Raw genomic sequence first — 22,884 nt, 5'->3', positions numbered from 1 at the left:
CAGAATGAAAGCGTCCGAGCCATTGTAGTGGAAGACGTCATCCTGAGAATATATAAAGATGTTTACAACGATGGCGTAAAAATAGCACTTCGAGCATACAAAAGGAATAACAAAGGCGTTTTTGCTGGCTACGGCCAGGAATTGATCACAACACTGTCACGCCCCTGGGCTTTGGCATCATATAATGCACTATCTGCGCAATCGACCAGCATTCTGCTGTCTGGCAGACCCGCTGCAAGCGCTGCAAAATCAACGGTGACCACGCCCGTGCTTACTGACAGTCGGCCAGTATGGCTATCTTCGTGGGTAATATTAGCAGCCGCAATACGTTTACCTATTTTTTGCGCGATAGCTTCCGCCCCGAGGATGTCAGTATCACTCAATATAATCCCGAATTCTTCACCGCCTAACCGGCTGACCAGATCAGTCCCGCGACGAGCACACTCGCACAATAGTCTGGCAACCTCGATTAAGCAGTCGTCACCCCGGCCATGTCCGTATCGGTCATTGTACGCTTTAAAATTATCTATATCGGTAATTAACAGTGACAAGGCATGTTGCTCGCGGTGATTTCGCTCGATCTCGCGCGCCATAGCTTCTTCGAATTTTCTGCGGTTAGCCAGATTGGTAAGTGGATCGGTTGCTGCCAGAGAGGCAAGTTGCAAGGTTTGTTTATATAACCTGGTGTGCGTTCGCACCCTGGCGCGAAGTATGGGTATTTCGACCGGTTTGGTTATATAATCCACGGCTCCCAGCTCGAAGCCTTTTGTCTGCTGTGCCACTGCATCCAGTGCACTGACAAATATAACCGGTATTTGCTGAATCTGATCGTAGGACTTGAGTTGTCTGCATAAAGCAAAACCATCTGCGCCGGGCATAACAACATCCAGCAAAATCAGATCCGGCTGCGATTCTAACGCCCGTGTCAGACCCTCGCGGGCGGTTTTCGCCACAAGTACATCGTAATCAGCAGAAAGTGCATCGGCAATCAGCCGGATTGTTGCAATATCATCGTCCACTATCAGCACTTTCGCTCTTGCGTGCAATACCGCCATAATCATCCCTTATTAGTACGTCCGGCTACCTGATTGCGTTGTGCCAGGCAAAAAGTAAAAACCACGGCTATGCTTAGCGCTGTGCAATCAGGAAGACGCGCTATGCTAAATCACATTTTCTTACTTCAGATAACAGGCGGTCTGGCCGCCTTTATCACATCGTTACATACAACTATGCCCCTGCCAATTATTGCAGAGAGTGTGTTTGCAGCAGCCATATTTATCAGCGCGTTTACACTGCTAATTGTTCACAGTTCCCTTGCCCCGGATACCCAAAAAATTATGCGCATTGTCTGCGTTATTCTTATCGTATGCGGCATTCATCAGCTGGGGACTGTCGGCAGGCTATGGTACAACGTCGACAGACTTGCCACATTTATTACCATTTTTACGTCCGCTCTTGCTATTGCCTGCCTATACCCCTTTGCAAAAGCTTGCGCCCGCACCTCAAAGCTTTCTGGTAATAAAACTTTAGAAAATAACCGGCAAAAAGCAAATACACCAGACGATATTTGTATCACTACCCTTCTCTCGGCAAAGGCGTTTTCATCAACATGCTGGCATGGTCTGGACGACTGCCCGCTGGGTGCTCATGAATATCACTACCATGATAAAACGTTAACGCTCACTTATCAGAATGCGACAGCCATAGCGCTGAACCAAAACCAGGCCAAGCCCTGGCAGGACACCATCACTGATGTATTTCCCGGCATTCTTTCTGATTCGCTGCTTATATACCTTAGGAATATTGCGATTTATGGTGATGGGGTCGACATTGACGACGGCCAGCAGCGTAACGTTTTATCCACGGAAAAGTTTTGCTTAAGCGCCTGCCAGATCGCAGAAAATAAGTTATTGTTACTGTTCTGGCGATCCGGGTCCCACACGCAAACCGACCCGGTTAGCGAGATTGCGCCTCTGCACAATCAGTCAATGCTACAACGTGCATTTAACGGCTCTATTGCCGGGGTATATATTTACGCTGCTGATCGCAACAAGCATGAATTTGTCAACGAGCGGTATGCCGAAATTACCGGCTACACGCCCGATTATATTACCCGACTCTCTGCCGCCGACTTGTTGTCGTTAGTACATGAAGATGACCGAAGCCGTGTTGAAAGTCATTTTTCTGTTTTACTTCAATCAAGCGATGGCTGCAAGGCTGCGACAGAACACATCCAGTACCGCTTCCGCCATGCTAACGGATACTGGATCTGGCTACTGGCCCAGGATGTTATTTTTGAAACGACCGGGCACGGTGTGTCAAAAATAATGGGCAGTTTCTTTGATATTACTGCGCTTAGAAATATGCAGGATAAATTGCAAAGTACGCGGGAGGAGGCACACAAAGCCAGTCTTGCAAAATCGGCATTCATGGCAAATATGAGTCACGAAATCCGAACGCCAATGAATGCGGTACTGGCGCTGACGGAGATGGTACTTAACATGGAGATGGGCGGACGCCAGCGTGAGCACCTTAATCAGGTCCATGCGTCCTCACGTTCGTTACTGCAAATACTGAACGACATTCTGGATTACTCAAAGCTGGAAGCTGATAAACTGGAAATCAGTCTAGAATTCTTCGATTTGTTTGCGCTACTGTCTGAAGTGATGCAGCTTTTCACCGCCACTGCGTTACAGAAAAACCTCGAGCTTCGCTGCAAAATAAGCCCCGAGTGTCGACGTTACGTTACAGGTGACCATGTCAGGCTCCGTCAAATTCTTACCAACCTGCTTGGCAATGCTCTTAAGTTTACCGATGAGGGCTGGATTTGTCTGACTGTGACTGCCAACAAAAAAGCCGTTGATGATGACTATGACGTATCATTCAGTGTTCGCGACACGGGTATTGGTATCGCTCCTGAAAATATTGCTCCTCTGTTTGCGCCGTTTTCACAGGCAGACAGTTCAATAAGTCGTCAATATGGCGGTAGCGGTCTTGGGCTCACTATATGTAAGCGATTGGCGCACCTGCTAAACGGGGACATTTCTGTCAGCAGTTCAGTGAATGAAGGCAGTGAATTCACCCTCACTATTCCGTTAAAAGCACAACAGGACATTCACCCCGCCAGGGCGTTAAACGATAAACGGGTCACATTGTTTTCCGATAACGCGCAAAATATGACACTACTGGCTCAGTACTGCGCACGCGACAATTTACAGCTTAATGACCGCCTGGCGCTCTCAGCGTTACGAAATTATCAGTCAGCAACAGATTTTTTTATCGTTGATATCAGTACGCTTGAACACAGCCAATGCAGGGCAACGCTATCGGATATTTTCAGCGCTCCCCATAACTCCCACGTTGAGGCGGGTATCATCATAGTGAGCGCACTCTCCACTTACAGTAAAAACTTCAGTGATGTATTACTTAATGCTCCTTCAAAGTGGGTGTGCCATCCGCTATTGCCCAGTGATCTGCAAGGTGCCATGCTCGATTTGCTGGCACAGAAAAATGCTCCGCCGGTTCGCGACGCGACGACATTCTCGTTGGATTTTGGCGCTTGCCGCATATTAGTGGTTGAGGATAACGCTGCAAATCAATATGTGGCCCGCGAAGTACTACAAATGATGAATATTACGGCAGACATTGCCGTTGACGGTGCCAGCGCACTGGCGATGTTTGCAAAAGACAAGTATGACATGGTGCTGATGGATATTCAGATGCCGGGTCTCAACGGCTTTGAAACAGCTACCGCGATACGCCGACATCCCGAAGGTAAAGAGACGCCGATTATAGCTCTGTCAGCGGCAGCCACCGAGCGCGATCGCCAAAAAGCTATCGAAGCGGGTATGGATGCGCACATCGCCAAGCCTATTGATATTAATGAACTGGGGGCAACACTGAGTAAGTGGTTGTCGCATCATAACAACGATAACTCATCAGCGGCTCACGCTACCGCAGTAAAGGCTCATCCTGCATACCGGTTACTTGAAAACTTTGACACTGAAAAAGCGCTGAGCAGAGTGGCCAATGAGCCTGTCATATATCGACAGCTTCTTAGCGATTTTTACCAGCAGTATCATCAGTGTGCTGAGAACGGCATCGATGCTGTTATCAGTAAAGGGTCACCCCGGGATGTGGTATTGCACACATTAAAAGGCCTCTGCGAAGCAATTGGTGCCACCCATCTGGCACAATTGAGTGCTAATGCCATGTACGCGAGCAACCAGGATGCCCAGGCTGATGTACTTAATGATGAACTGGCGCGTGTCATCCATTGTATTGAGCCATTTTTGTCGGCAACAGATACGCTGAGCGAATCTGCGGATAAGCCTTGCACGACGACCACTATTCAACAGTTACGCCAGGTACTGCAGGCGCGCGGCTACATCAGCACACGCGACATGAAAAGTTATCAGGCCGTGCTTTTACAGCATTTTGATGTCGATGAGACATCACGGGTGGTCCAGGCAATACATAACCTTGACTATGAACAGGCATTAGATGCGCTTGAAACCCTTATGCACGCATAAGGGTTTCGGCACACTGACTACCTGGGCGGATCGGCCCGGTCTGACCGCGTTGTGTTCAGACGGAACCAGGATGCAATAGAGTAGCGATCTTTTTGCGCTGGCAGCACTTCATGTTCAAACACTTCACTTAAAAACAATACCATTGTGCCCATTCTGGGCAGTATTTTAGTGCCAGCCCTGTCACTTTTATCGTGGTAGATCACCAGTTGCCCGCCATCCGTCTCTGACCACTGCGGATTGAGGTAAGTAACCAGCGAAAGCACCCGGTTAGATTCGCCACGAAATGCATCAACATGCCGCTTGTAAAAGTCACCTTTCTGGTAATGAGCAAAATGACTTTCTACCGAAAACAACCCCAGAAAAAGGCGGCGATTCAAATGCACTTTCAGCATTTCCAGCCACGTCAGCCATCGCTCGCCGGTAGCCGACGTTCCGTCTATCCAGCATACCTTGTCACTTCTGACTTTTTCATTATGATGAAAGTGCTGTTTTCTGCCTATGCCGGCCTCATCGAACAGTTCACCGTTCAACTGCCGGTAATAATGGTAAAGCTCAAGGGCCATTGTCGCTGGAAGCGCTTCAGGAATGACGGCGACACCATGCGTTTCAAGATCAACAGCGATTTGATCGAACAAGGGCGTAAAGTCAATATCAGCAACGGTGGTGCATGAGGGGATAGGTTGGTACTGCATGAGAATGATGATGCAACAAAAGTTGGCGCTTTATACTATGCATCTTGCAAACCGGCAAGAAAATGTTTTCAGTTATTTCAATAATCTGCGTGAGCATGAATAACCTAATCCAAACCGGTTATAAAGCTGTACATATTATCCTGTAGTAATCCTTTGTGAATCGTCACAAAATACTACTCCTACCCATAATTTTGTATATGTAAGGCGGTAATGTATGAGTCAGGACCAGACCAGCGTTGAGGATACAGAACACCATCTGGAACTCCGCAACCTTCGGCTTGATGACTATAATGATGTAAAGGCATTGATGGACAAAGTGTATGTCAATGTTGGCGGGGCCTGGCCTTATAAAAACTTTAAGGCGCAGGTTAATACCTTCTCAGACGGTCAAATTTGTATTGAGGATAAAGGCAAAGTCGTTGCCTTCGCTATTTCCGTGATTGTGGATTATGAGCAATTTGGCGACAAGCACAGTTACGATGAAATTACCGGTGATGCCTATCTGTCGACGCATGATCCAAATGGTGACGTTCTGTATGGCGTTGAAGTCATCGTATGCCCCGATTATCGCGGTTTGCGACTTGGGCGGCGTTTGTACGAAGCGCGTAAAGAGCTATGCCGGAATCTGAACCTCAAGTCAATTATGGCTGGCGGGCGCATTCCCAATTATGCCAACTACGCTGACGAAATGAGCCCGTACGAGTATATTGAACAGGTAAAATCAAAGGATATTTACGATCCTATACTGACTTTTCAGTTGTCAAACGGCTTTGAGGTCAAGCAGGTACTGACAGCTTACTTACCTGAAGACGAAGCGTCTAAAGGGTATGCGACATTGCTTCAGTGGCACAATATATACTTTGAGCCCAACAGCCCCAGCCTGATTGAAGGCAAAAAATCCAGCGCACGCATTGGTTGTATTCAGTGGCAGATGCGCTACTTCAATAATGTAGAAGAGCTCTTACAGCAGGCCGAATACTTTGTTGATGCTTTATCAGATTATGGCTGTGATGTGGCGTTGTTTCCGGAGTTTTTCAACGCACCGCTGATGGGCCTGAGTCCCGGTGAATCGTCTATCGATGCGATTTGGCATCTGGCGACATATACCGACGAGATCCTTACAGCCATGTCTCACCTGGCTGTGTCTTATAACATCAATGTGATTGCCGGTTCGATGCCAGTGGTTGAAGATGACGAGTTATACAATGTCGCTTACATCTGCAAGCGTGATGGCACCATCGAAAGCCAGTATAAGCTTCACCCTACACCGCATGAGAAAAAAGACTGGATCATGAAAGGCGGTGACAGCCTCAAAGTGTTTGATACGGACTTCGGCAAAATTGGTGTATTGATTTGCTATGACGTGGAATTTCCGGAGTTAGGCCGGGTACTGTCTGAGCAGGAGATGCAGATACTGTTTGTGCCATTCTGGACCGATACCAAAAATGGTTACCTCAGGGTTCGTCGCTGCGCGCAGGCGCGGGCGATAGAAAATGAGTGTTATGTGGCTATCGCCGGCAGTGTTGGTAACCTGCCTAAAGTAGACAATGTTGACATTCAGTATGGCCAGACGGCTGTTTTCTCGCCATCTGATTTTGCTTTCCCTCATGATGCGATTGTTTCAGAAACGACGCCAAATACTGAGATGACGTTAATTGTCGATCTGGATTTGGACAAACTGAATCGATTGCAAAATGAAGGCTCAGTGAGAAATTACCTTGACCGTCGCCGTGATTTATACCGGGTAGACTGGATAGGAAACCGATAGTTCAGGTTGGCCATGGATGGCCATTTAACTATCACTGGTGTACTAATTGCATCTGACATTTGAACCTGAGCGTTATTTTACGGATAATGCATTTATTGACGGGTATTTAATCGATTCAATACAATCAATTTGTTTAGAGCGATAATTGCGGTACCGTGAGATAAAGGCTGATAATAGCTTTCATGCTGAATAAGCGATACTATGCTGCGCTGCAGATTTCGCCGGAAAATGTGGATACAAAGGTAATATGGCAAACGACTCCAGAGATGATGAATTCCCAACCATTCGTTTGGATGACGAAGATCGTCGAGACTATCAAAAGCAACGACATGCAGCGTCACACACGATAAAAAGTGAAGGCACTGCTAATTCTCCGCCCCCTGCAGACAATGAAAAGCCGGCACGCTCTGGAGCCAGTACATTTTTTGTTGTTATCGCGCTCTTAATCGCCCTTGGCGGTCTGGGCGGCTGTTATTATTTGTATACACTGTTGCAGCAACAGCAGGCTGTGGCCAATGACGCTGAATCGCGTCTTGCCGAGCTTGAAAGAAAACTCAGTGCGACAGATGAAGAAATGGGCGAATCTACCGTTGCCCTGCAGGTCAAAGTCAATGAACTTTCTGAGAAGTCCAAAGAACTGTGGGAACAGATGGACAAATTGTGGGCATCTGCATGGCGCCGGAATCAGAAAGAAATTACTGAGCTTAATGACAAAGTAAATGGTTTGGATAAGTCTTTATCTGCTTCGGTGAAAACCGTTGCCGATGATGTCGACACTCATCAAAGCCGCCTGACCTCTATAAACAATCAACTGGCATCGCTGGCTGATGAACTTCTGGCACTGAATGTCGCCATTGAGCAGGTAAACAGCGACAAAACACAACAGGCGCGCAGCGTTAAAAACGTTAACGATAAGCTTAGTGTGCTTGAAAAACGTAACAACACGCTGGCAAGTCGGATCAGCTCGCTGGAAAATGAAATCCGGGACATTGCCACCAAAGTGGTAAGTTCACCTTCAGGCTCCGGAAGTGGTGCCGGTGGTCAATAATTAACAAAACCGGGCATTTGCCCGGTTTTTTATTGTCTGGCTGGATACTAATGTATTCAGGCTGGTTTTCATCGTGCAGGGATTGCTATGAAATGGTTTTATATAACTATGATCGCGGCAGCGCTATCTGGTGTTGCCGTCTACTTCTTCTTCCCGCCGACTAAAATTGAAATACCCTCCCCTGCAACGCCATTAGTTGACAAAGCACAGGACAATTCAAAGCATTATGTCGATGTTCCAGAAAGCAAAATCGCGGCTTCTGACCAAGTCCCTTCCCCACCCGCCATAATCTCTTGTCCTGCACCGCTAGCGCTTACAGATGCTAAGGTAAAGCAAATAGAGGACTCTCTTCGACAGATGCTAGATACACCCGGCGGTGCACGTGCGAAAGATGCGCTTATTTTTGCGGTACACATGCCCGCAAAGGAGAAGATAAAAAGAATATTCTCATTAATCGAAAAAGGCGACTATGATCCTGCCCTGCTCAGTCATGCAGCCAGATTGTGCGCCTTGCATTCATCGCAACGAATTTGTAGAGCGCTGATCAAGCGTTCGGCGATAGTCAACGCAGACGATGCAGAAAACTGGCTCTCTGTTGCGCTATTTTATGCAGCTGAAAACGATGAGCCGAATCTCGTCTATGCATTGAACGAAATGCTTAATGCCCCGCAATTCACCAGTGCATACGCTGATTACTTAAAACGCGCATTACATGTGATACCCGATGAGGGCTTCACCAGGTATACAGCTCTAATACATGGTGTAGGTACATGGGCGGCTAGTGCCGTGCCCTTTCCTGCATTAAGATCATGGTGCAATGCGCAGAACCAATATAGCCTTAATAATGATTTATGTAGGCGGGCTGGACAGACACTTTTCGTACGTTCAAAAGAAAATATTTCCAGAATATTCGGTTTACAACTTTCACTTTCAACATTCAATGAAGCTGAAGACAGTGACAGCATCGCGCAGGTAAGCGCGCAATTACTTCAATTAACCACATGGCCAAAAAAACGCCGTTCAGACTTTGAACGATCAATTAACCTGGTCGCATACGATGAGACCCTGATACCAATCTGGCTGGATGCATTGGAGTTCGAGGGAGAAGCATCAGCCTCAGAGGAACTGATCCGCGAAGCGAGTATCAGGTCAAAAAATGATGCTTACAAACCATGCCCACGCGCTCAACAATAACTTGCGCTGAGAATCTGCGACCAATCAGTCGTCGTTTGATTGGTCCGCATCTGAAACACTTCTGAGCCGATAGAGCCGATACTCGGACATTCTGTAAGGCTCTACCTTGTACTTGGTTTGCAAATACGCTGTCAGATCTATCAGTTCGGATACTGTCAGCTGGTTGTTAATCGTCGGCATCTTTGACTGACCATTGTTACTGGTCAGACTGACAGGTAATCGTGGATTGAGTTTATGAGAAGGATTAATAATACTGGTGACCAGCTCGCCATAGGTTTTTACCCTGGCACTGGTTCCACCGAGTTTAACTGGCTCTGACAGCAGGTAATTGTGACTATCACTTACCTCGATGCCGTCAACCTGATGGCAGTCAGTACACTGATATTTAAGTAACACTTGCTTGCCATTGGCAATATCTCCCTCAGGTAAGCTGAAGCCGCGAGGAGAATTAGCGTTATCTGAGCAGCCCGCGACCAGCATACATGACACGCCTAATATCGGAATAATTTTCATGGCTCATTCCTCAATGATTTTTATAAGCATAGTCCAACAGACTAAAACTGCGGATTAACTGTCAGACCATACCTATCATCGCACCAGGCTTTGAACCTTATATTGATTTAACGCAAATAATTAAAGGTAAATATCCAGCTCCATGGCATACACACTCTGCTCGCCATGCTCTTCGTTAAGATATAGCTTGATCATGTAACCGCCTCTGTCGATTTCAATATAGTCGCGATAGAAAAACGCGTCGGGTCCGGCACTTTCCAGCGCTTCATCAAGCGATTGCCCGAAGTAAAACGACTTAAATTTCCAAGGTTGCGCTGGTGTGTCATCAAACTGAATCAACTCAGGCTCAACAATCACCTTACTGATTGTGTCGCCTATCGCACTGACAACCGTGTGACCGTCGAATAAGAACATACGTTTACCGCGGTTTAAAATAGACTCACCAAACGGTTCAAACGGAATTGCGGATATCTTCGAGCTATTCCGAGCAGTGTCGGTATCTAATAGAGTTGCAAAATAAGTTAAGAACTGATTATTGACGTTAAGCACCGGCGCAAGGATATCGTCAGGATAAGCAAAATTCTGATTGCTCAATTCAAATCCATTCAGGGTGACAGTACGGCTCTGTTGGTGATTAGTCAGATACTGGTCGGCCAAGACTGTTAACCGCTGGCCCTCTTTCGGCGGTTCATCTACTAAAGCTTTATACTCTGTTTGATCAAGCGATTGTCCTTTCTGATAGCGGTCAAACAACGCCCATTTTTTCTCATCAAAACGATCGTCAAAGGGAATTTCGTTGAGCAGGCGATAGCGGAAAAAGTCAGACTCAGAACTTATTTTCTTAAGCTCGTCATGGTGAAAAGTAAACCAATGACCACGCCCGTAGCTAATTACCTTCCAATCGTCTGAGGGTGAAAAAATAAATGATGGGGTACCAAATTTTTCGAGTACAGTTTGCAGATTATCGCCAGGATTGATCCCATATACCCCATCGTTTAAATCAATTCGTCGGCTTTCAACTTCCGGTTGCTCCTTTGAATCTCCCAGCTCAAGAGTAAGCGCACTGCCTACCTCGGTTTCAACTGTTCCCAAACTTAACTGAACAGCCCCATTAGGCGCTATTGGTGTTAACTTACGGGATACGCCCTGTTTGTCTTCACAGGAAAGAATGAGCTCAGCGGTCAACCATAGACGGCTATTTCTGGTGGACAGGTCTACTTTTCTGTCAACAAGTGCTATCACGTCAGCGCCGCGTTCTCTTGCTTTATTTTCAAATCGTTGAAGAAGTTTATTGGTTTCCTGTTCAATCTCTGCAGTCACAGCCCGACTGGGAAGGTGACCCGATAAAGTGACAGTATCCAGCACCTCATAATCACAGGCTGGAAAATGACTGACAAACTCGACCGTTGAAGCATCTGCAGTTTTTTGTCCGACGGCTAGAGCACTGAATAACAGGCCTGCAAGTGAGACGCAGACTGGGGTAAAATTCCTTTTCATAAAGCCTCCTTTATCATCTGTTACTAACATGCGATTAACACAACATAAAGTCAACCGGTGTACCGCATATTTAACAGACGAAAAAAAAGCGCCGTAAAGGCGCTTTTCTCTTGAAACCAATCTTAACGACGGATACCAAGACGCTTAATAAGGTCAAGATAACGCTGTGCGTTTTTGCCTTTCAGGTAATCAAGAAGCTTACGACGCTGGCTTACCATGCGCAGCAGACCACGGCGAGAGTGGTGATCTTGCTTATGGCTGGCAAAATGCGACTGAAGCTTGCCGATATTGTGCGTTAGCAGTGCAATTTGCACTTCTGGTGAACCAGTATCACCTTCTTTAACGCCGTATTCAGCGATGATGTTCGCGGTTTCTTCTTTAGTTAGTGACATAATATTCTCCTGATTGAGAGTGAAAGCTGGCCGATCACTAATTCAGCCAGCTTAATAAGAGCGCGTATTATAAAGGGCTTATGCTGTGGCGCAAGTCCGGATTAAATAAATCTTTATCATTCATACACAACGCGCCGTTTAGGATTAACATAAACTGTGCCTGGTAATGCTGCAGGCTGATCCTTAGGCTGAGTAACCCCCTCGCCAACGCCCAAAAATACAGGTCCAGCCGATAGCGTGTGATAAACCCGGTAATGCTGACCGGCAACATACGGTGCTTCCTGGTCTGGTCTCACGCTCTGACCATTTTCAAATCGCTTTTTATCACTATCATCCAGCGTAACCGAAGATAACCGGGCGACGGCACTATCCATAGGCAACAGGTAACGATCCATTTCAGAATAATCATCGTTTTGCACCGCCTCCTTCATTGACTCCAGCTGTTCAATAGTAATCATTTGATCTGTGGGATAATCTGCAACTTCAGTACGGTGTAAGGCGGTAACGTAGGCGCCGCACCCAAGTTTCTGGCCTAAATCATCAACCAGGCTACGAATATAGGTGCCCTTGCTGCATTTCACGCGCATTGAGACATACGGTAATGCTATCTCGGTCACCTCAAGCGCGTAAATTTCGATAGCCCGAGGTGGCCGGTCTATTTCTATGCCCTGCCGGGCATAGAAATACAAGGGTTTGCCCTGATGTTTCAACGCCGAAAACATAGAGGGAACCTGCTGACTCTTTCCTTTAAAACTCAGACACGCGGTCTCAACGTCGGCATCGCTTACCGTTACCGGACGCTCTTCGACCACCTCACCATCCGCATCAGATGTTGTAGTGCGCACGCCAAGCTGCGCAGTCACCTGATACGTTTTTTCGGCATCCAGTAAAAACTGTGAAAACTTGGTTGCCTCACCCAGACACACCGGCAACATACCTGATGCGAGCGGATCCAGGGCACCTGTATGGCCGGCCTTTTGTGCCTGAAACAACCAGCGCACTTTTTGCAGCAATTGATTAGAGGAGCCGCCAACAGGTTTATTCAATAGCACGATACCGTTGACCGCGCGGCCCTTACGTCTTCTTGCCATTTAGTTCTGCTCTTCCTCATCGTCCTGTTGTCTGGCCTTATCATTAGCAACAACTTCTGAGACCAGACTGGAGATCCGCATACCTTCCGTAATAGAGGTATCCTGAAAAAAGTGAAGGTGAGGAACAGAACGCATCCGCAAGCGCTTAGCCAACAGACTCCGAATAAATCCCATATATTCGTTTAGCTGCTTAATCTGTGCCTTATCATCGACATCTTCACCGTAAATAGTGACAAACACTTTTGCGTGCGCAAGATCACGTGAAACCTCAACGTCTGATACCGTGATCAGTGGCAAATCTCCCACCCGGTGTTTGTATTCATTTTGTATGATACTGGCAACTTCTTTATGTACTTGCTGACCTACTCGGTCTGTGCGAGAAAATTCCCGTGCCATAACTTCCCCCTGTATATGCTATACAGACAAAAACGGGGGCGTATCGCCCCCGCTTTATTTATGCCTGACGCTGATTAAATCTCGCGAGCAACCTCAACCGTTTCGAAAACTTCGATTTGGTCACCCACTTTCACATCGTTATAGTTCTTAACGCCGATACCACATTCCATACCATTTCGTACTTCCTGGACATCATCTTTATAACGACGCAGCGACTCAAGTTCGCCTTCGTAAATTACAACGTTTTCACGTAGTACACGGATCGGTGCGCTGCGCTTAATAATACCTTCAGTAACCATACAACCGGCAATGGCACCCAGTTTAGGCGACTTGAAGACATCACGCACTTCTGCCAGACCAATGATTTCCTGTCTGAATTCAGGCGCCAGCATACCGCTCATTGCCGCCTTAACTTCATCAATCAGGTGATAGATAACACTGTAATAGCGCAGATCGATTTCTTCGGCTTCCAGCATGCGACGTGCAGACGCGTCAGCACGAACATTAAAGCCAAGTACGATAGCGCCAGAGGCCGCTGCCAGTGAAGCATCAGTTTCGGTGATACCACCAACACCGCTACCCACAATGTTAACTTTAACTTCTGCGGTAGACAGCTTGGCCAACGATTCAGCAATAGCCTCAACAGACCCCTGTACATCGGCTTTAAGTACGATGTTAAGTTCGCTGACTTCACCGGTTTCCATGTTCGCAAACATGTTTTCCAGCTTGGCTTTCTGCTGACGGGCCAGTTTAAGCTCACGTTTTTTCTGATGACGCTTAGAGGCAACTTCACGCGCCTTACGCTCGTCACGAACCACAGCCGCGTCTTCACCGGCAACCGGCACACCAGACAGACCTAATACTTCTACAGGTGTTGACGGACCCGCCACTTTGATTTCCTGACCATGCTCATCACGCATCGCCCGAACACGGCCGTATTCTTCGCCACATAGCAGGATATCGCCGGCTTTAAGTTCGCCTTCCTGAATCAATACGGATGCAACCGGACCACGTCCTTTATCAAGGCGTGATTCAATAACAATACCGCGACCCGGGCCTTTCTCTACCGCCAGTAGATCAAGCACCTCTGCCTGCAGATTGATGGCCTCAAGCAAGTCATCCACACCCATACCTGTTTTAGCAGATACGTTGACAAACTGATGCTCGCCACCCCACTCTTCTGAAATAACTTCCAGCTGAGAAAGCTCGGTTTTAACGCGATCCGGGTCAGCCGTTTCTTTATCCATCTTGTTAACCGCAACAATTAGCGGTACGCCGGCTGCGCGGCTGTGTTGGATAGCTTCTTTAGTTTGCGGCATAACGCCATCATCAGCGGCAACAACTAACACAACAATATCTGTTGCGTTAGCACCACGTGCACGCATAGCGGTAAACGCGGCGTGTCCGGGTGTATCAAGGAACGTCACGTCACCGGTTTCGCCCTGTACTTTATATGCACCAATGTGCTGAGTAATACCACCGGCTTCGCCGTCAGCCACTTTCGCTCGACGGATATAGTCCAGTAACGATGTTTTACCATGGTCAACGTGACCCATAATGGTAACAACAGGGGCACGGGAGACCTTTTCTCCATCGCTGGTACCCTCTGCCAGCAATTCTTCTTCAAGCGCATTGTCATTGACCAGCTCATATTTGTGGCCAAGCTCTTCAACCACAAGAACGGCTGTGTCCTGGTCAAGCACCTGATTAATAGTTGCCATCTCACCCATTTTCATCATGGCTTTGATAACAGCATTCGATTTAATAGCCAGCTTACTCGCCAGCTCGCCCACAGTAATTGTTGCGCCTAACTTAACGACACGTTCTACTGGCTGGGCAGGTTTATTAAAGCTTTGCTTCAAATGTTCTCCTGCGTTTTTCTTCGACTTTTTACGACGTCGGGAAGAGCGCTCTACCTGCAAATCTTCTTCGTCTTCTGCTTCCTGTGCGTAGCGGTTAGAGTGAAGATGCACCTCTTCGGCCTCTTCCCGCTTACGACGCTCTTCTTCTTCTTTCCAACGTCTTTCATTTTCTTCAGCCAGTTTGCGCGCTTCATCCGCAGCACGTTTGGCTTCTTCTTCGTATTTCTTCTGCGCTTCAGCTTCCTGCGCTTTACGTAAGCGCTCTTCTTCCTGACGAGCTGCCTCTGCGGCTGCCTTTTCCTCTTCCGTCATTTCAGATTCATCATCTGAACCTTCTTCGGCGCGCTTGGCAGCAGCTTCTTTGGCTTTCGCTTCTTCAGCTTTGCGGGCTTCCTCAGCAGCCTTTTTCGCATCCGCGGCTTTTTTCGCTTTTTCTTCAGCGATTCGCTTCGCTTCAGCTTCCGCAGCGGCCCTTTCTTCCGCTTCCTGCTTCAGGCGCGCTTCTTCCTCTTCTTTGCGCTTTTGCTCTTCAACATCGCTACGCTTAACGTAAGTACGCTTCTTGCGCACTTCAACCTTCACTGACTTAGACTTACCCACATTTAATGTACTGGTCGTCTTACGTTTCAGTGTCATTCGTTGTGGCTCGCTGGTGCTCGCGGCGTTACCATGCTGCTTGCTCAAATGGTCAAGCAGTTGTCGTTTTTCGTCTTCAGTCACCTGATCACCCGCATTTTTACTCATGCCGGCGTCTTTAAACTGACTTACCAGACGGTCAACGGTTGTTCCGATGTCACTGGCGAGTTTTTCTACAGATACTTCTGCCATTACGTGTTTATCCCCTTGTTGACCTTATTCTTCGTTAAACCAGACAATATTACGAGCCGCCATGATAAGCGCACCGGCCGTTTCATCGTTCAGCTCTTCAATATCGTTAATATCATCGGTACCCTGCTCTGCCAGCTCTTCCAAATCTGAAATGCCGCGGGCAGCTAACTGATTAGCAATTTCCTGCGTCATGCCATCCAGGTTCAGCAGTGCCTCAGTGGGTGCCTTACCTTCAGCGGTTTCTTCAGATGCCAGCGCACGGGTCGTTAAAATAGCGCGAGCGCGATTTCGCAGCTCTTCAACCATTTCTTCTTCCATGCCATCGATGGCAAGTAATTCGCTGGCAGGTACGTAGGCAATTTCTTCCAGCGTACTAAAGCCTTCATCGATCAATACCAACGCAAAATCTTCATCGATATCCAGATAATCAGTGAAGAGCGTCAGTACTTTTGAGTTTTCTTCTTCATGCTTCGCATTCAGATCATCAATGGTCATGACATTGAGTTCCCAGCCTGTTAACTGACTGGCAAGACGCACGTTCTGACCATTACGACCGATTGCCTGAGCCAGATTATCTGCCTCAACGGCCACGTCCATGGTATTGCTGTCTTCATCAACAACAATTGATGCGACCTCGGCAGGTGCCATAGCATTGATAACGAACTGCGCCGGATTCTCATCCCACAGTACGATGTCAACGCGCTCACCGCCTAACTCACCTGAAACTGCCTGAACACGCGATCCACGCATACCGACACAAGCACCGACAGGATCAAGACGCTTATCATTCGTTTTAACAGCAATTTTTGCGCGTGAACCGGGATCCCGGGCCGCTGATTTAATTTCCAGCGTTTCTTCTGCAATTTCTGGCACTTCCAGACGGAACAGCTCTACCAGCATGTCCGGATGCGTGCGGCTTACAAATAATTGCGCACCGCGAGCTTCGGGACGAATGACATACAGCAAACCGCGAACACGATCGCCGGGGCGAAAGGTTTCGCGTGGTAACATATCATCGCGGTAAATAACGCCTTCTGCGTTATTACCCAAATCAACAATAATATTATCGCGGTTAACCTTTTTTACTGTTCCGGTAACCAGCTCGCCCACTTTATCTTCATATTCTGCGACCATCTGCGCACGCTCGGCTTCACGTACTTTCTGTACGATAACCTGTTTGGCAGTCTGCGTAGTGATCCTGTCAAAAGCGATAGACTCAATTTGTTCTTCAACGTAATCGCCAGGCTGGACATCAGGCTCGTCAATCTGAGCGGCCGACAGTGTTAACTCGGCATAGGGATTTTGTTGTTCCTGATCATCAGGAATAACCAGCCAGCGACGAAACGTATCAAAATCACCAGTCGTCTGGTCGATACTCACGCGTACTTCTATGTCACCGTCGTTTTTCTTCTTCGTTGCACTGGCAATTGCAAACTCCAGCGCTTCGAAAATCTTCTCCCGCGGCACTTGTTTTTCATTTGAAACGGCTTCCGCCACTAACAAAATTTCTTTATTCATTTTCGCCTCACTAATGCTTCCTAATGAAAGCGCGTGCTGTTCCTGTTAGTCGAATGTGGGAACAACGGTAGCTTTATCGATATTCGCCACAGCTAACTGGAACTGCTGGCCATCCACTTCAATACTCACCGTGCCATTCTCGCAACTGATGAGCTGTCCTTTAAAATTACGTCTGTTATCCATTGGCATCGCCAGACGAATCTGTACCACTTCACCGACAGCCTGCTGAAAATGCTTTTCTTTAAACAGTGGCCGGTCCATACCAGGTGAGGATACTTCCAGATTATATTCGGTACTGATCGGGTCTTCGACATCAAGAATGGCGCTTGCCTGATAACTGACGTCCGCACAATCATCCACGGTTATGCCATTTTCGTGATCAATAAATACACGCAAAATTGAGTGTTTACCGGCACGAACAAACTCAACGCCAACCAATTCGAAGCCCAGGGCCTCCACAGCGGGTTCAAGCATTTCGGTCAGTTTATCTTCAAGTTTTGCCAATCCTAACCTCCAAAAACAAAAAAAGGGCTTATTAGCCCAACTTCTTACGTTACCTGTCTGAGCAGCACTGGCTCAATATAAATACAACAAAAAGCCCCGGACCAGCGGGGCTTTTCATAAAAAAACTGAACCCTTAACTACCAGACTGGCAGCTGCACGCGTTTAGCCTGAATATTCGCAAAGCTAAACGGCTGAGTAACCTGTCACTATCATTATGGCGACAAACCCAGCGAGTCGATGGCGCATAGTATACTGATTCAGCGCCTCTTTAGCAACCAGCCCTACTCATCTTTCCAGTATGCTTTGATGGTCAGAATCTCGTCCAGATTTTCTACCAACAAATCGATAAGCCGCGGCTCAAAGTGGATGCCTTTTTGCTCCTGCATAAATGCCAGCGTTTTCTCCACGCTCCAGGCTTCCTTATAAGGGCGTTTGCTGGTAAGCGCGTCAAAAACATCTGCTACCGCCACGATGCGCCCCTCAATAGGAATCGCTTCACCTGACAATCCTTGCGGATAACCCGTACCATCCCACTTTTCGTGGTGGGTTAGCGCCACAGATTTGGCAATGCGTAATAATTCGCTGTCGCCATCAGCCAGTATTTCAGCGCCAATATGCGGGTGCGTTTTCATGACTGCAAATTCTTCATCCGTCAGCTTACCCGGCTTGAGCAAAATATTGTCTGGTATACCAATTTTGCCAATATCGTGCATAGGCGCCGCATGAAGTAACGTTTCTGCCTGTTCTTGCGAAAACCCATAGGCAAGGGCCAGTACTTTTGAGTAGTGACTCATACGAAGCACATGCATGCCAGTTTCGTTATCTTTATATTCTGCTGCACGGCCCAGACGCTGAACAACCTCAAGCCGCGTTAGCTTAAGCTCCTCGGCTTTTACCAGCGATAAGTGTGTATTCACACGGGCTCTGACTACCGGAGCCGACACAGGCTTGGTGATATAATCCACCCCACCGACCTCAAAGCCCTTTGCTTCATCGTGCTCTTCTTCCAGCGCAGTTACAAAAATAACCGGTACCGAGGCTGTAGCGGGATTGGATTTAAGTGCAACGCATAGCTCAAACCCGGTCATGCCCGGCATCATAACGTCAGACAGTATCAGGTCAGGCTGCTTTTGCGCCGTCAGACGCACCGCTTCCTCACCGCTTTTGGCAAATATCAGCTGATGATCCTTTGATAAAATGGTATTCAGGACGCGAAGATTGACCGGCTCATCATCAACCAATAAAAGCGTTGGTTTAGGCGCTGTTTGATGCATTTTCGACCTCTTGTACTACTTCAAGCGATGAAATCAGCTTATCTGCCATCACAGTGGCCTGATCAAACTCGAAATCATCAATCAGATTAATGATGCGTTCCAATTGCTCATGATAGCGTCCTGCATTAATACTGCGTATTTTGTCTATGTTATTGTCGTCCAGTTGATGCTCACAGATACTGGCCCTAAGCGCTTGCAATAATGTCAGAAGCTGTTGCCTGCCCAGTGGACTGCTCTCGTCGGTGTGTTCGGTTTGCTCAGCGAATTCCGGCAAAGCAAGAATTGCTTTTACCTGCTGTCGAATTTCAGTCACCCGGCCTTCATCACACGCATCCTGCTCAACGCCAGCAAACATGCCGTGAAGTTTTTCCAATGCCAGATTACCTGCAACTCCTTTGAGGGTATGCGCCAGGCTGGCAGCCTGTTCGGGTGCTTCTTGTCTGACGTGAAACGCCAGAGTATCCAGATCGGTGGTCAGCTTATCGGCAAACCGTCTGACTTCTGCAATATGACGCGACTTTTCTGCCCACAGTGCCTCACCCTTTTTCCAGTTTATGATCTGTCGGTTTTTTGTACTGTGCCTTACATGGCGCTGATGGGTATCATCCAGCTCGCCCAATACCCGGGCCATCTCGGTATACAACTGGTCATAATCAACGGGCTTATTTGCAAAGCCTTCCATACCTGCGCTTCGCGCATCCTGTTTGTCCTGTACCAATACGCTGGCAGTAAGCGCAATAATAGGAACATGCGGGGCGCCTGTATTGGCCTCAAACTCACGGCGCTTCCTGGCAGCCGTGAGACCATCCATGACCGGCATCTGTAAATCCATTAACACCACATCAAAAGGTGACGCTGCCATCTTTTCGAGCGCCTCAAGCCCGTTTTGGGCCACCTCCACCTGATGATGATCACGTTGCAGTAAAAGCGTTATCAGATCGCTGTTTTGTGAGATGTCGTCAACCACGAGTACCCGGCGCGGCGACAGCGATATGGTATGGAGAGGTTGTTGCAGAACCGGGCGTTTAACAGGTGTCAGTGGCAGTTCAAAGGAAAATTCAGACCCCTTTCCTATTTCACTGATGGCAGAGATTGAGCCGCCCATAAGTTCAACCAGCTGTTTGCTAATCGTTGTGCCCAACCCGGTTCCCCCGAACCGGCGACTCATCGATGCATCCGCCTGAGAAAACGCGTCAAATACACGGGCAAGTTGCTCTTGCGTCATACCTATGCCGGTATCACTGACAACGAACTTCACGGCGTTACCCTGAGCGGTAATAGTAAGGGAAATACTGCCCTTTTCAGTAAATTTAACAGCGTTACCGATAAGGTTATTAAGCACCTGGCGAATCCGTTCGGGCACGCCGTTGTAGGCATCAGCAAGATTTTTATCAAGATTGACGTTAAGCAACAGTGATTTGCGCTGTGCTTCAAGCCAGAAGGTACTGACGACGGTGTCCACCTCATCGGTGAGTACAAAATCCCTGAACTCAAGCTCAAGTTTTCCTTTTTCGAGTTTTGCACTGTTAAGTATATCGTTGAGCAAATGCAACAGAGAGCGCGCTGATCGATTAATAGTCGCACAATGTTTATGTTGGGTATCGTTCAGGCTTTCGTCCAGCAACAAATCGCTGAAACCGATGATTGCATTCATGGGTGTACGAATTTCGTGACTCATATTTGCCATGAACGCCGCCCGGGTAGCAGCAGCCTGCTCTGCGACATCTTTGGCAATCACCAACTCTTCTTCCATCTGTCGACGCTCAGTAATATCGAAGATAAAACCGTCAAGCCAACTGGTGTTGCCTTTTTCGTTGCAAACCATCATGCCCTGTTCACGCATCCAACGAATACTGCCGTCTTTATGGATAATTCGATATTCGATAGAAAATGCATCCTGTGACTTCACCGAATCAGAAATAATTGGCAAATCATCAGGATGACAAATATCGACAAAACTCACTGATGGATTGGGGTGAGTAAACGCACTGGCGGGGTATCCTGTTATCCCTTCAACCGCATCGGTGATAAACACCATTGGCCAGGCTGGTTCATTCAGACAGCGAAACGCAACACCCGGAACATTGGTAAAAAATGAACGGAATTTGGCTTCGCTTTCACGTAACGCCGACTCCATTTTTATTCGCTCACTGATATCACTGATAAAGGCGATAAAATAATGCTTTTGATTAATCCGGGTATGCCCGACGCCGACCCTGACCGGCACTTCCTGACCAGACTTGTGTAACGCCGTGACATCGCGGTTTCCGCCGATGACTTTACTCCAGATACGACTTTTTTGTGGTTGGTCGCTAAATAACTGCATGTATTCGTGACGGCGAGCAGGAGGGATGACCTGATAAACAGAGGTATTTTTTAGCTCTGCGGGTGTGAAGCCAAGGATTTTACCTATTGCCGGATTTGCCTCCAGAATCACACCATCGCCACCGATCGTCATTACACCGTCGACAGCTGTATCCATGATGGCCCTGAGAGTCTTTTCACTTTCCAGCGCCCTGGTGGAAGTATTGCGATACTTTATGAGCAATGTTACGCCTAGTACCAGCGTAATAATTACAATAACGATGATGCTAACAAGCGCCGCCAGTAACATCGTTATTTCGCTGCTTTGTTCAGATGCCATCATGCTTTCAGGCCTAACGAACCGGGCAGCAGCCATGCCAGTATAATGCATACCACAAATTGCCAGTCCCATCACCAGACTGGCTATTGCGTTGACACGACGCCCTGTTCCGCGCAATCCCTTTATGCGGTTTAAGCCATACCGAATCCACAGCGCCAGCATAGCCAGCACCACTGCAACAAGAATAGACAGACCAAACATGAACGGGTCGTACCGCAACATCGGCCCCATTTGCATCGCGGCCATCCCTGCGTAGTGCATGCTACCAATGCCTGCACCGACTAATACGCCGCCCATAACAATATGCGAACGCCTGAGGTGTGCCTGACATAATATGTGCAGGGCTATCCAGGCCGCGACCCAGCCCGGTATAAATGACAGGCCGGTCAGGCTCCAGTCATAATTAACCGCCGTGTTCAGATTGAATGCCAGCATGCCGACAAAATGCATTCCCCAGATACCGGCACCTAACGCCATGCTACCCACGCCAAGTAAAGCCTGCTTTTGTGATAGCTTTATCGTTTCGCTTACCTGGCCGGCTACAGAAAATGCCATGAAAGAGGCAAACACCGCGATGGCTAGAGATAAGGTCACCAGACCGGTATCATAACTCCCCTGAATAACCGCGCTATCAGCGGGTATTAAAAATTGTGATGTTAACCATTGCAACATAAAGGTACCCGAATCAATAAGATGAAGAACTGATCTGACAGAGATCAAACTAATCAATAAGATGAGCGCAGAATATTCATCGACTGGCCACTGATTTTCTTGACTGAAAAGACATGGAGTTAATACTTTTATATTAGCTAGATTATCATTATCCGGCCCACTCACTGCAGAAGCAGTCATACACACGTATACAAAGAAATACCTAAATATAATTTAATATAAGATAAAGACGATGAACGATGAGTTTTTTGGTGTCGCAGCACCCGCTGTGTAAAGTGATAGGTGGGCTTAAGGGCAGAGATGCATTTAACGATACTGTTGCGAAGTTGTGAGAATGAGCAGCGCGGAAACAAAAAAAGCCGCTTTTATTAAGCGGCTTTTAAAGTGGTTGCGGGAGCTGGATTTGAACCAACGACCTTCGGGTTATGAGCCCGACGAGCTACCAGACTGCTCCATCCC

At 47.7% G+C, this 22,884-nt stretch carries 16 protein-coding genes and 1 tRNA gene; 4 read left to right on the top strand and 13 right to left on the bottom strand.

Going from position 1 to position 22,884, the window contains the following annotated elements; translation table 11 throughout:
• Window positions 1-128 precede the first annotated feature (128 nt).
• Window positions 129-1,055: a diguanylate cyclase gene (locus HHX48_RS00825; RefSeq protein WP_191021750.1), complete on the bottom strand. Its 927-nt coding sequence runs from the start codon at window positions 1,053-1,055 to the stop codon at window positions 129-131.
• A 102-nt stretch (window positions 1,056-1,157) separates the two neighbouring features.
• Between HHX48_RS00825 and HHX48_RS00820 the strand changes: the two genes are divergently transcribed.
• Window positions 1,158-4,532 (top strand): PAS domain-containing hybrid sensor histidine kinase/response regulator, encoded by a 3,375-nt coding sequence (locus HHX48_RS00820; protein WP_191021749.1) that lies wholly within the window; start codon window positions 1,158-1,160, stop codon window positions 4,530-4,532.
• Window positions 4,533-4,549: 17 nt separating this feature from the next.
• Here HHX48_RS00820 and HHX48_RS00815 read toward each other — a convergent pair whose 3' ends face one another.
• Complete coding sequence (locus HHX48_RS00815; RefSeq protein WP_191021748.1) at window positions 4,550-5,224, bottom strand: 2OG-Fe(II) oxygenase; 675 nt, start codon at window positions 5,222-5,224, stop codon at window positions 4,550-4,552.
• A 214-nt stretch (window positions 5,225-5,438) separates the two neighbouring features.
• Here HHX48_RS00815 and HHX48_RS00810 point away from each other — a divergent pair, with 214 nt between their 5' ends.
• From HHX48_RS00810 to HHX48_RS00800, 3 genes are all read left to right on the top strand, one after another.
• Window positions 5,439-6,992: a bifunctional GNAT family N-acetyltransferase/carbon-nitrogen hydrolase family protein gene (locus HHX48_RS00810; RefSeq protein ID WP_191021747.1), complete on the top strand. Its 1,554-nt coding sequence runs from the start codon at window positions 5,439-5,441 to the stop codon at window positions 6,990-6,992.
• Between the two features lie 247 nt (window positions 6,993-7,239).
• Window positions 7,240-8,040: a hypothetical protein gene (locus tag HHX48_RS00805; RefSeq protein WP_191021746.1), complete on the top strand. Its 801-nt coding sequence runs from the start codon at window positions 7,240-7,242 to the stop codon at window positions 8,038-8,040.
• 87 nt (window positions 8,041-8,127) lie between these two features.
• Complete coding sequence (locus tag HHX48_RS00800) at window positions 8,128-9,234, top strand: hypothetical protein (RefSeq protein WP_191021745.1); 1,107 nt, start codon at window positions 8,128-8,130, stop codon at window positions 9,232-9,234.
• A gap of 24 nt (window positions 9,235-9,258) precedes the next feature.
• Here HHX48_RS00800 and HHX48_RS00795 read toward each other — a convergent pair whose 3' ends face one another.
• From HHX48_RS00795 to HHX48_RS00745, 11 genes are all read right to left on the bottom strand, one after another.
• Entirely contained in the window at window positions 9,259-9,747 is a 489-nt protein-coding gene (locus HHX48_RS00795) for a c-type cytochrome (protein ID WP_191021744.1), read from the bottom strand.
• A 120-nt stretch (window positions 9,748-9,867) separates the two neighbouring features.
• Window positions 9,868-11,244: a hypothetical protein gene (locus HHX48_RS00790; protein ID WP_191021743.1), complete on the bottom strand. Its 1,377-nt coding sequence runs from the start codon at window positions 11,242-11,244 to the stop codon at window positions 9,868-9,870.
• Between the two features lie 122 nt (window positions 11,245-11,366).
• Window positions 11,367-11,636, bottom strand: a complete 270-nt coding sequence (rpsO, locus tag HHX48_RS00785) for a 30S ribosomal protein S15 (protein WP_139756012.1) — start codon at window positions 11,634-11,636, stop codon at window positions 11,367-11,369.
• Between the two features lie 116 nt (window positions 11,637-11,752).
• A complete protein-coding gene (gene truB, locus HHX48_RS00780) occupies window positions 11,753-12,727 on the bottom strand; it encodes a tRNA pseudouridine(55) synthase TruB (RefSeq protein ID WP_191021742.1) in 975 nt (324 codons plus the stop codon).
• Entirely contained in the window at window positions 12,728-13,123 is a 396-nt protein-coding gene (rbfA, locus tag HHX48_RS00775) for a 30S ribosome-binding factor RbfA (RefSeq protein WP_191021741.1), read from the bottom strand.
• Between the two features lie 74 nt (window positions 13,124-13,197).
• A complete protein-coding gene (infB, locus tag HHX48_RS00770; protein WP_191021740.1) occupies window positions 13,198-15,813 on the bottom strand; it encodes a translation initiation factor IF-2 in 2,616 nt (871 codons plus the stop codon).
• Between the two features lie 24 nt (window positions 15,814-15,837).
• On the bottom strand, window positions 15,838-17,331 hold the full coding sequence (gene nusA / locus HHX48_RS00765; RefSeq protein ID WP_191021739.1) for a transcription termination factor NusA: 1,494 nt from the start codon (window positions 17,329-17,331) through the stop codon (window positions 15,838-15,840).
• Window positions 17,332-17,376: 45 nt separating this feature from the next.
• Window positions 17,377-17,835 (bottom strand): ribosome maturation factor RimP, encoded by a 459-nt coding sequence (gene rimP / locus HHX48_RS00760; RefSeq protein WP_191021738.1) that lies wholly within the window; start codon window positions 17,833-17,835, stop codon window positions 17,377-17,379.
• 281 nt (window positions 17,836-18,116) lie between these two features.
• Complete coding sequence (locus HHX48_RS00755) at window positions 18,117-19,109, bottom strand: response regulator (RefSeq protein WP_191021737.1); 993 nt, start codon at window positions 19,107-19,109, stop codon at window positions 18,117-18,119.
• Window positions 19,090-22,425, bottom strand: coding sequence for an MHYT domain-containing protein (locus tag HHX48_RS00750; protein ID WP_191021736.1), 3,336 nt, complete (start codon window positions 22,423-22,425; stop codon window positions 19,090-19,092). Before HHX48_RS00750 ends, HHX48_RS00755 begins: the two co-directional genes overlap by 20 nt.
• Window positions 22,426-22,810: 385 nt before the next feature.
• Window positions 22,811-22,884 (bottom strand) — tRNA-Met (locus tag HHX48_RS00745).

Origin of the sequence: Salinimonas profundi (assembly GCF_014750655.1) — a bacterium.
GTDB classification, from domain to species: Bacteria; Pseudomonadota; Gammaproteobacteria; order Enterobacterales; family Alteromonadaceae; genus Alteromonas; species Alteromonas profundi_A.
The sequence above is the reverse complement of the archived record's forward strand: the minus strand, read 5'-3'. Positions and strand labels throughout refer to the sequence as shown.

Coding starts and splice junctions, on each gene's coding strand:
- HHX48_RS00825 (WP_191021750.1), bottom strand. CDS start 1,055: ATGGCGGTATTGCACGCAAGAGCGAAAGTGCTGATAGTGGACGATGAT.
- HHX48_RS00820 (WP_191021749.1), top strand. CDS start 1,158: ATGCTAAATCACATTTTCTTACTTCAGATAACAGGCGGTCTGGCCGCC.
- HHX48_RS00815 (WP_191021748.1), bottom strand. CDS start 5,224: ATGCAGTACCAACCTATCCCCTCATGCACCACCGTTGCTGATATTGAC.
- HHX48_RS00810 (WP_191021747.1), top strand. CDS start 5,439: ATGAGTCAGGACCAGACCAGCGTTGAGGATACAGAACACCATCTGGAA.
- HHX48_RS00805 (WP_191021746.1), top strand. CDS start 7,240: ATGGCAAACGACTCCAGAGATGATGAATTCCCAACCATTCGTTTGGAT.
- HHX48_RS00800 (WP_191021745.1), top strand. CDS start 8,128: ATGAAATGGTTTTATATAACTATGATCGCGGCAGCGCTATCTGGTGTT.
- HHX48_RS00795 (WP_191021744.1), bottom strand. CDS start 9,747: ATGAAAATTATTCCGATATTAGGCGTGTCATGTATGCTGGTCGCGGGC.
- HHX48_RS00790 (WP_191021743.1), bottom strand. CDS start 11,244: ATGAAAAGGAATTTTACCCCAGTCTGCGTCTCACTTGCAGGCCTGTTA.
- rpsO (WP_139756012.1), bottom strand. CDS start 11,636: ATGTCACTAACTAAAGAAGAAACCGCGAACATCATCGCTGAATACGGC.
- truB (WP_191021742.1), bottom strand. CDS start 12,727: ATGGCAAGAAGACGTAAGGGCCGCGCGGTCAACGGTATCGTGCTATTG.
- rbfA (WP_191021741.1), bottom strand. CDS start 13,123: ATGGCACGGGAATTTTCTCGCACAGACCGAGTAGGTCAGCAAGTACAT.
- infB (WP_191021740.1), bottom strand. CDS start 15,813: ATGGCAGAAGTATCTGTAGAAAAACTCGCCAGTGACATCGGAACAACC.
- nusA (WP_191021739.1), bottom strand. CDS start 17,331: ATGAATAAAGAAATTTTGTTAGTGGCGGAAGCCGTTTCAAATGAAAAA.
- HHX48_RS00755 (WP_191021737.1), bottom strand. CDS start 19,109: ATGCATCAAACAGCGCCTAAACCAACGCTTTTATTGGTTGATGATGAG.
- HHX48_RS00750 (WP_191021736.1), bottom strand. CDS start 22,425: ATGTTGCAATGGTTAACATCACAATTTTTAATACCCGCTGATAGCGCG.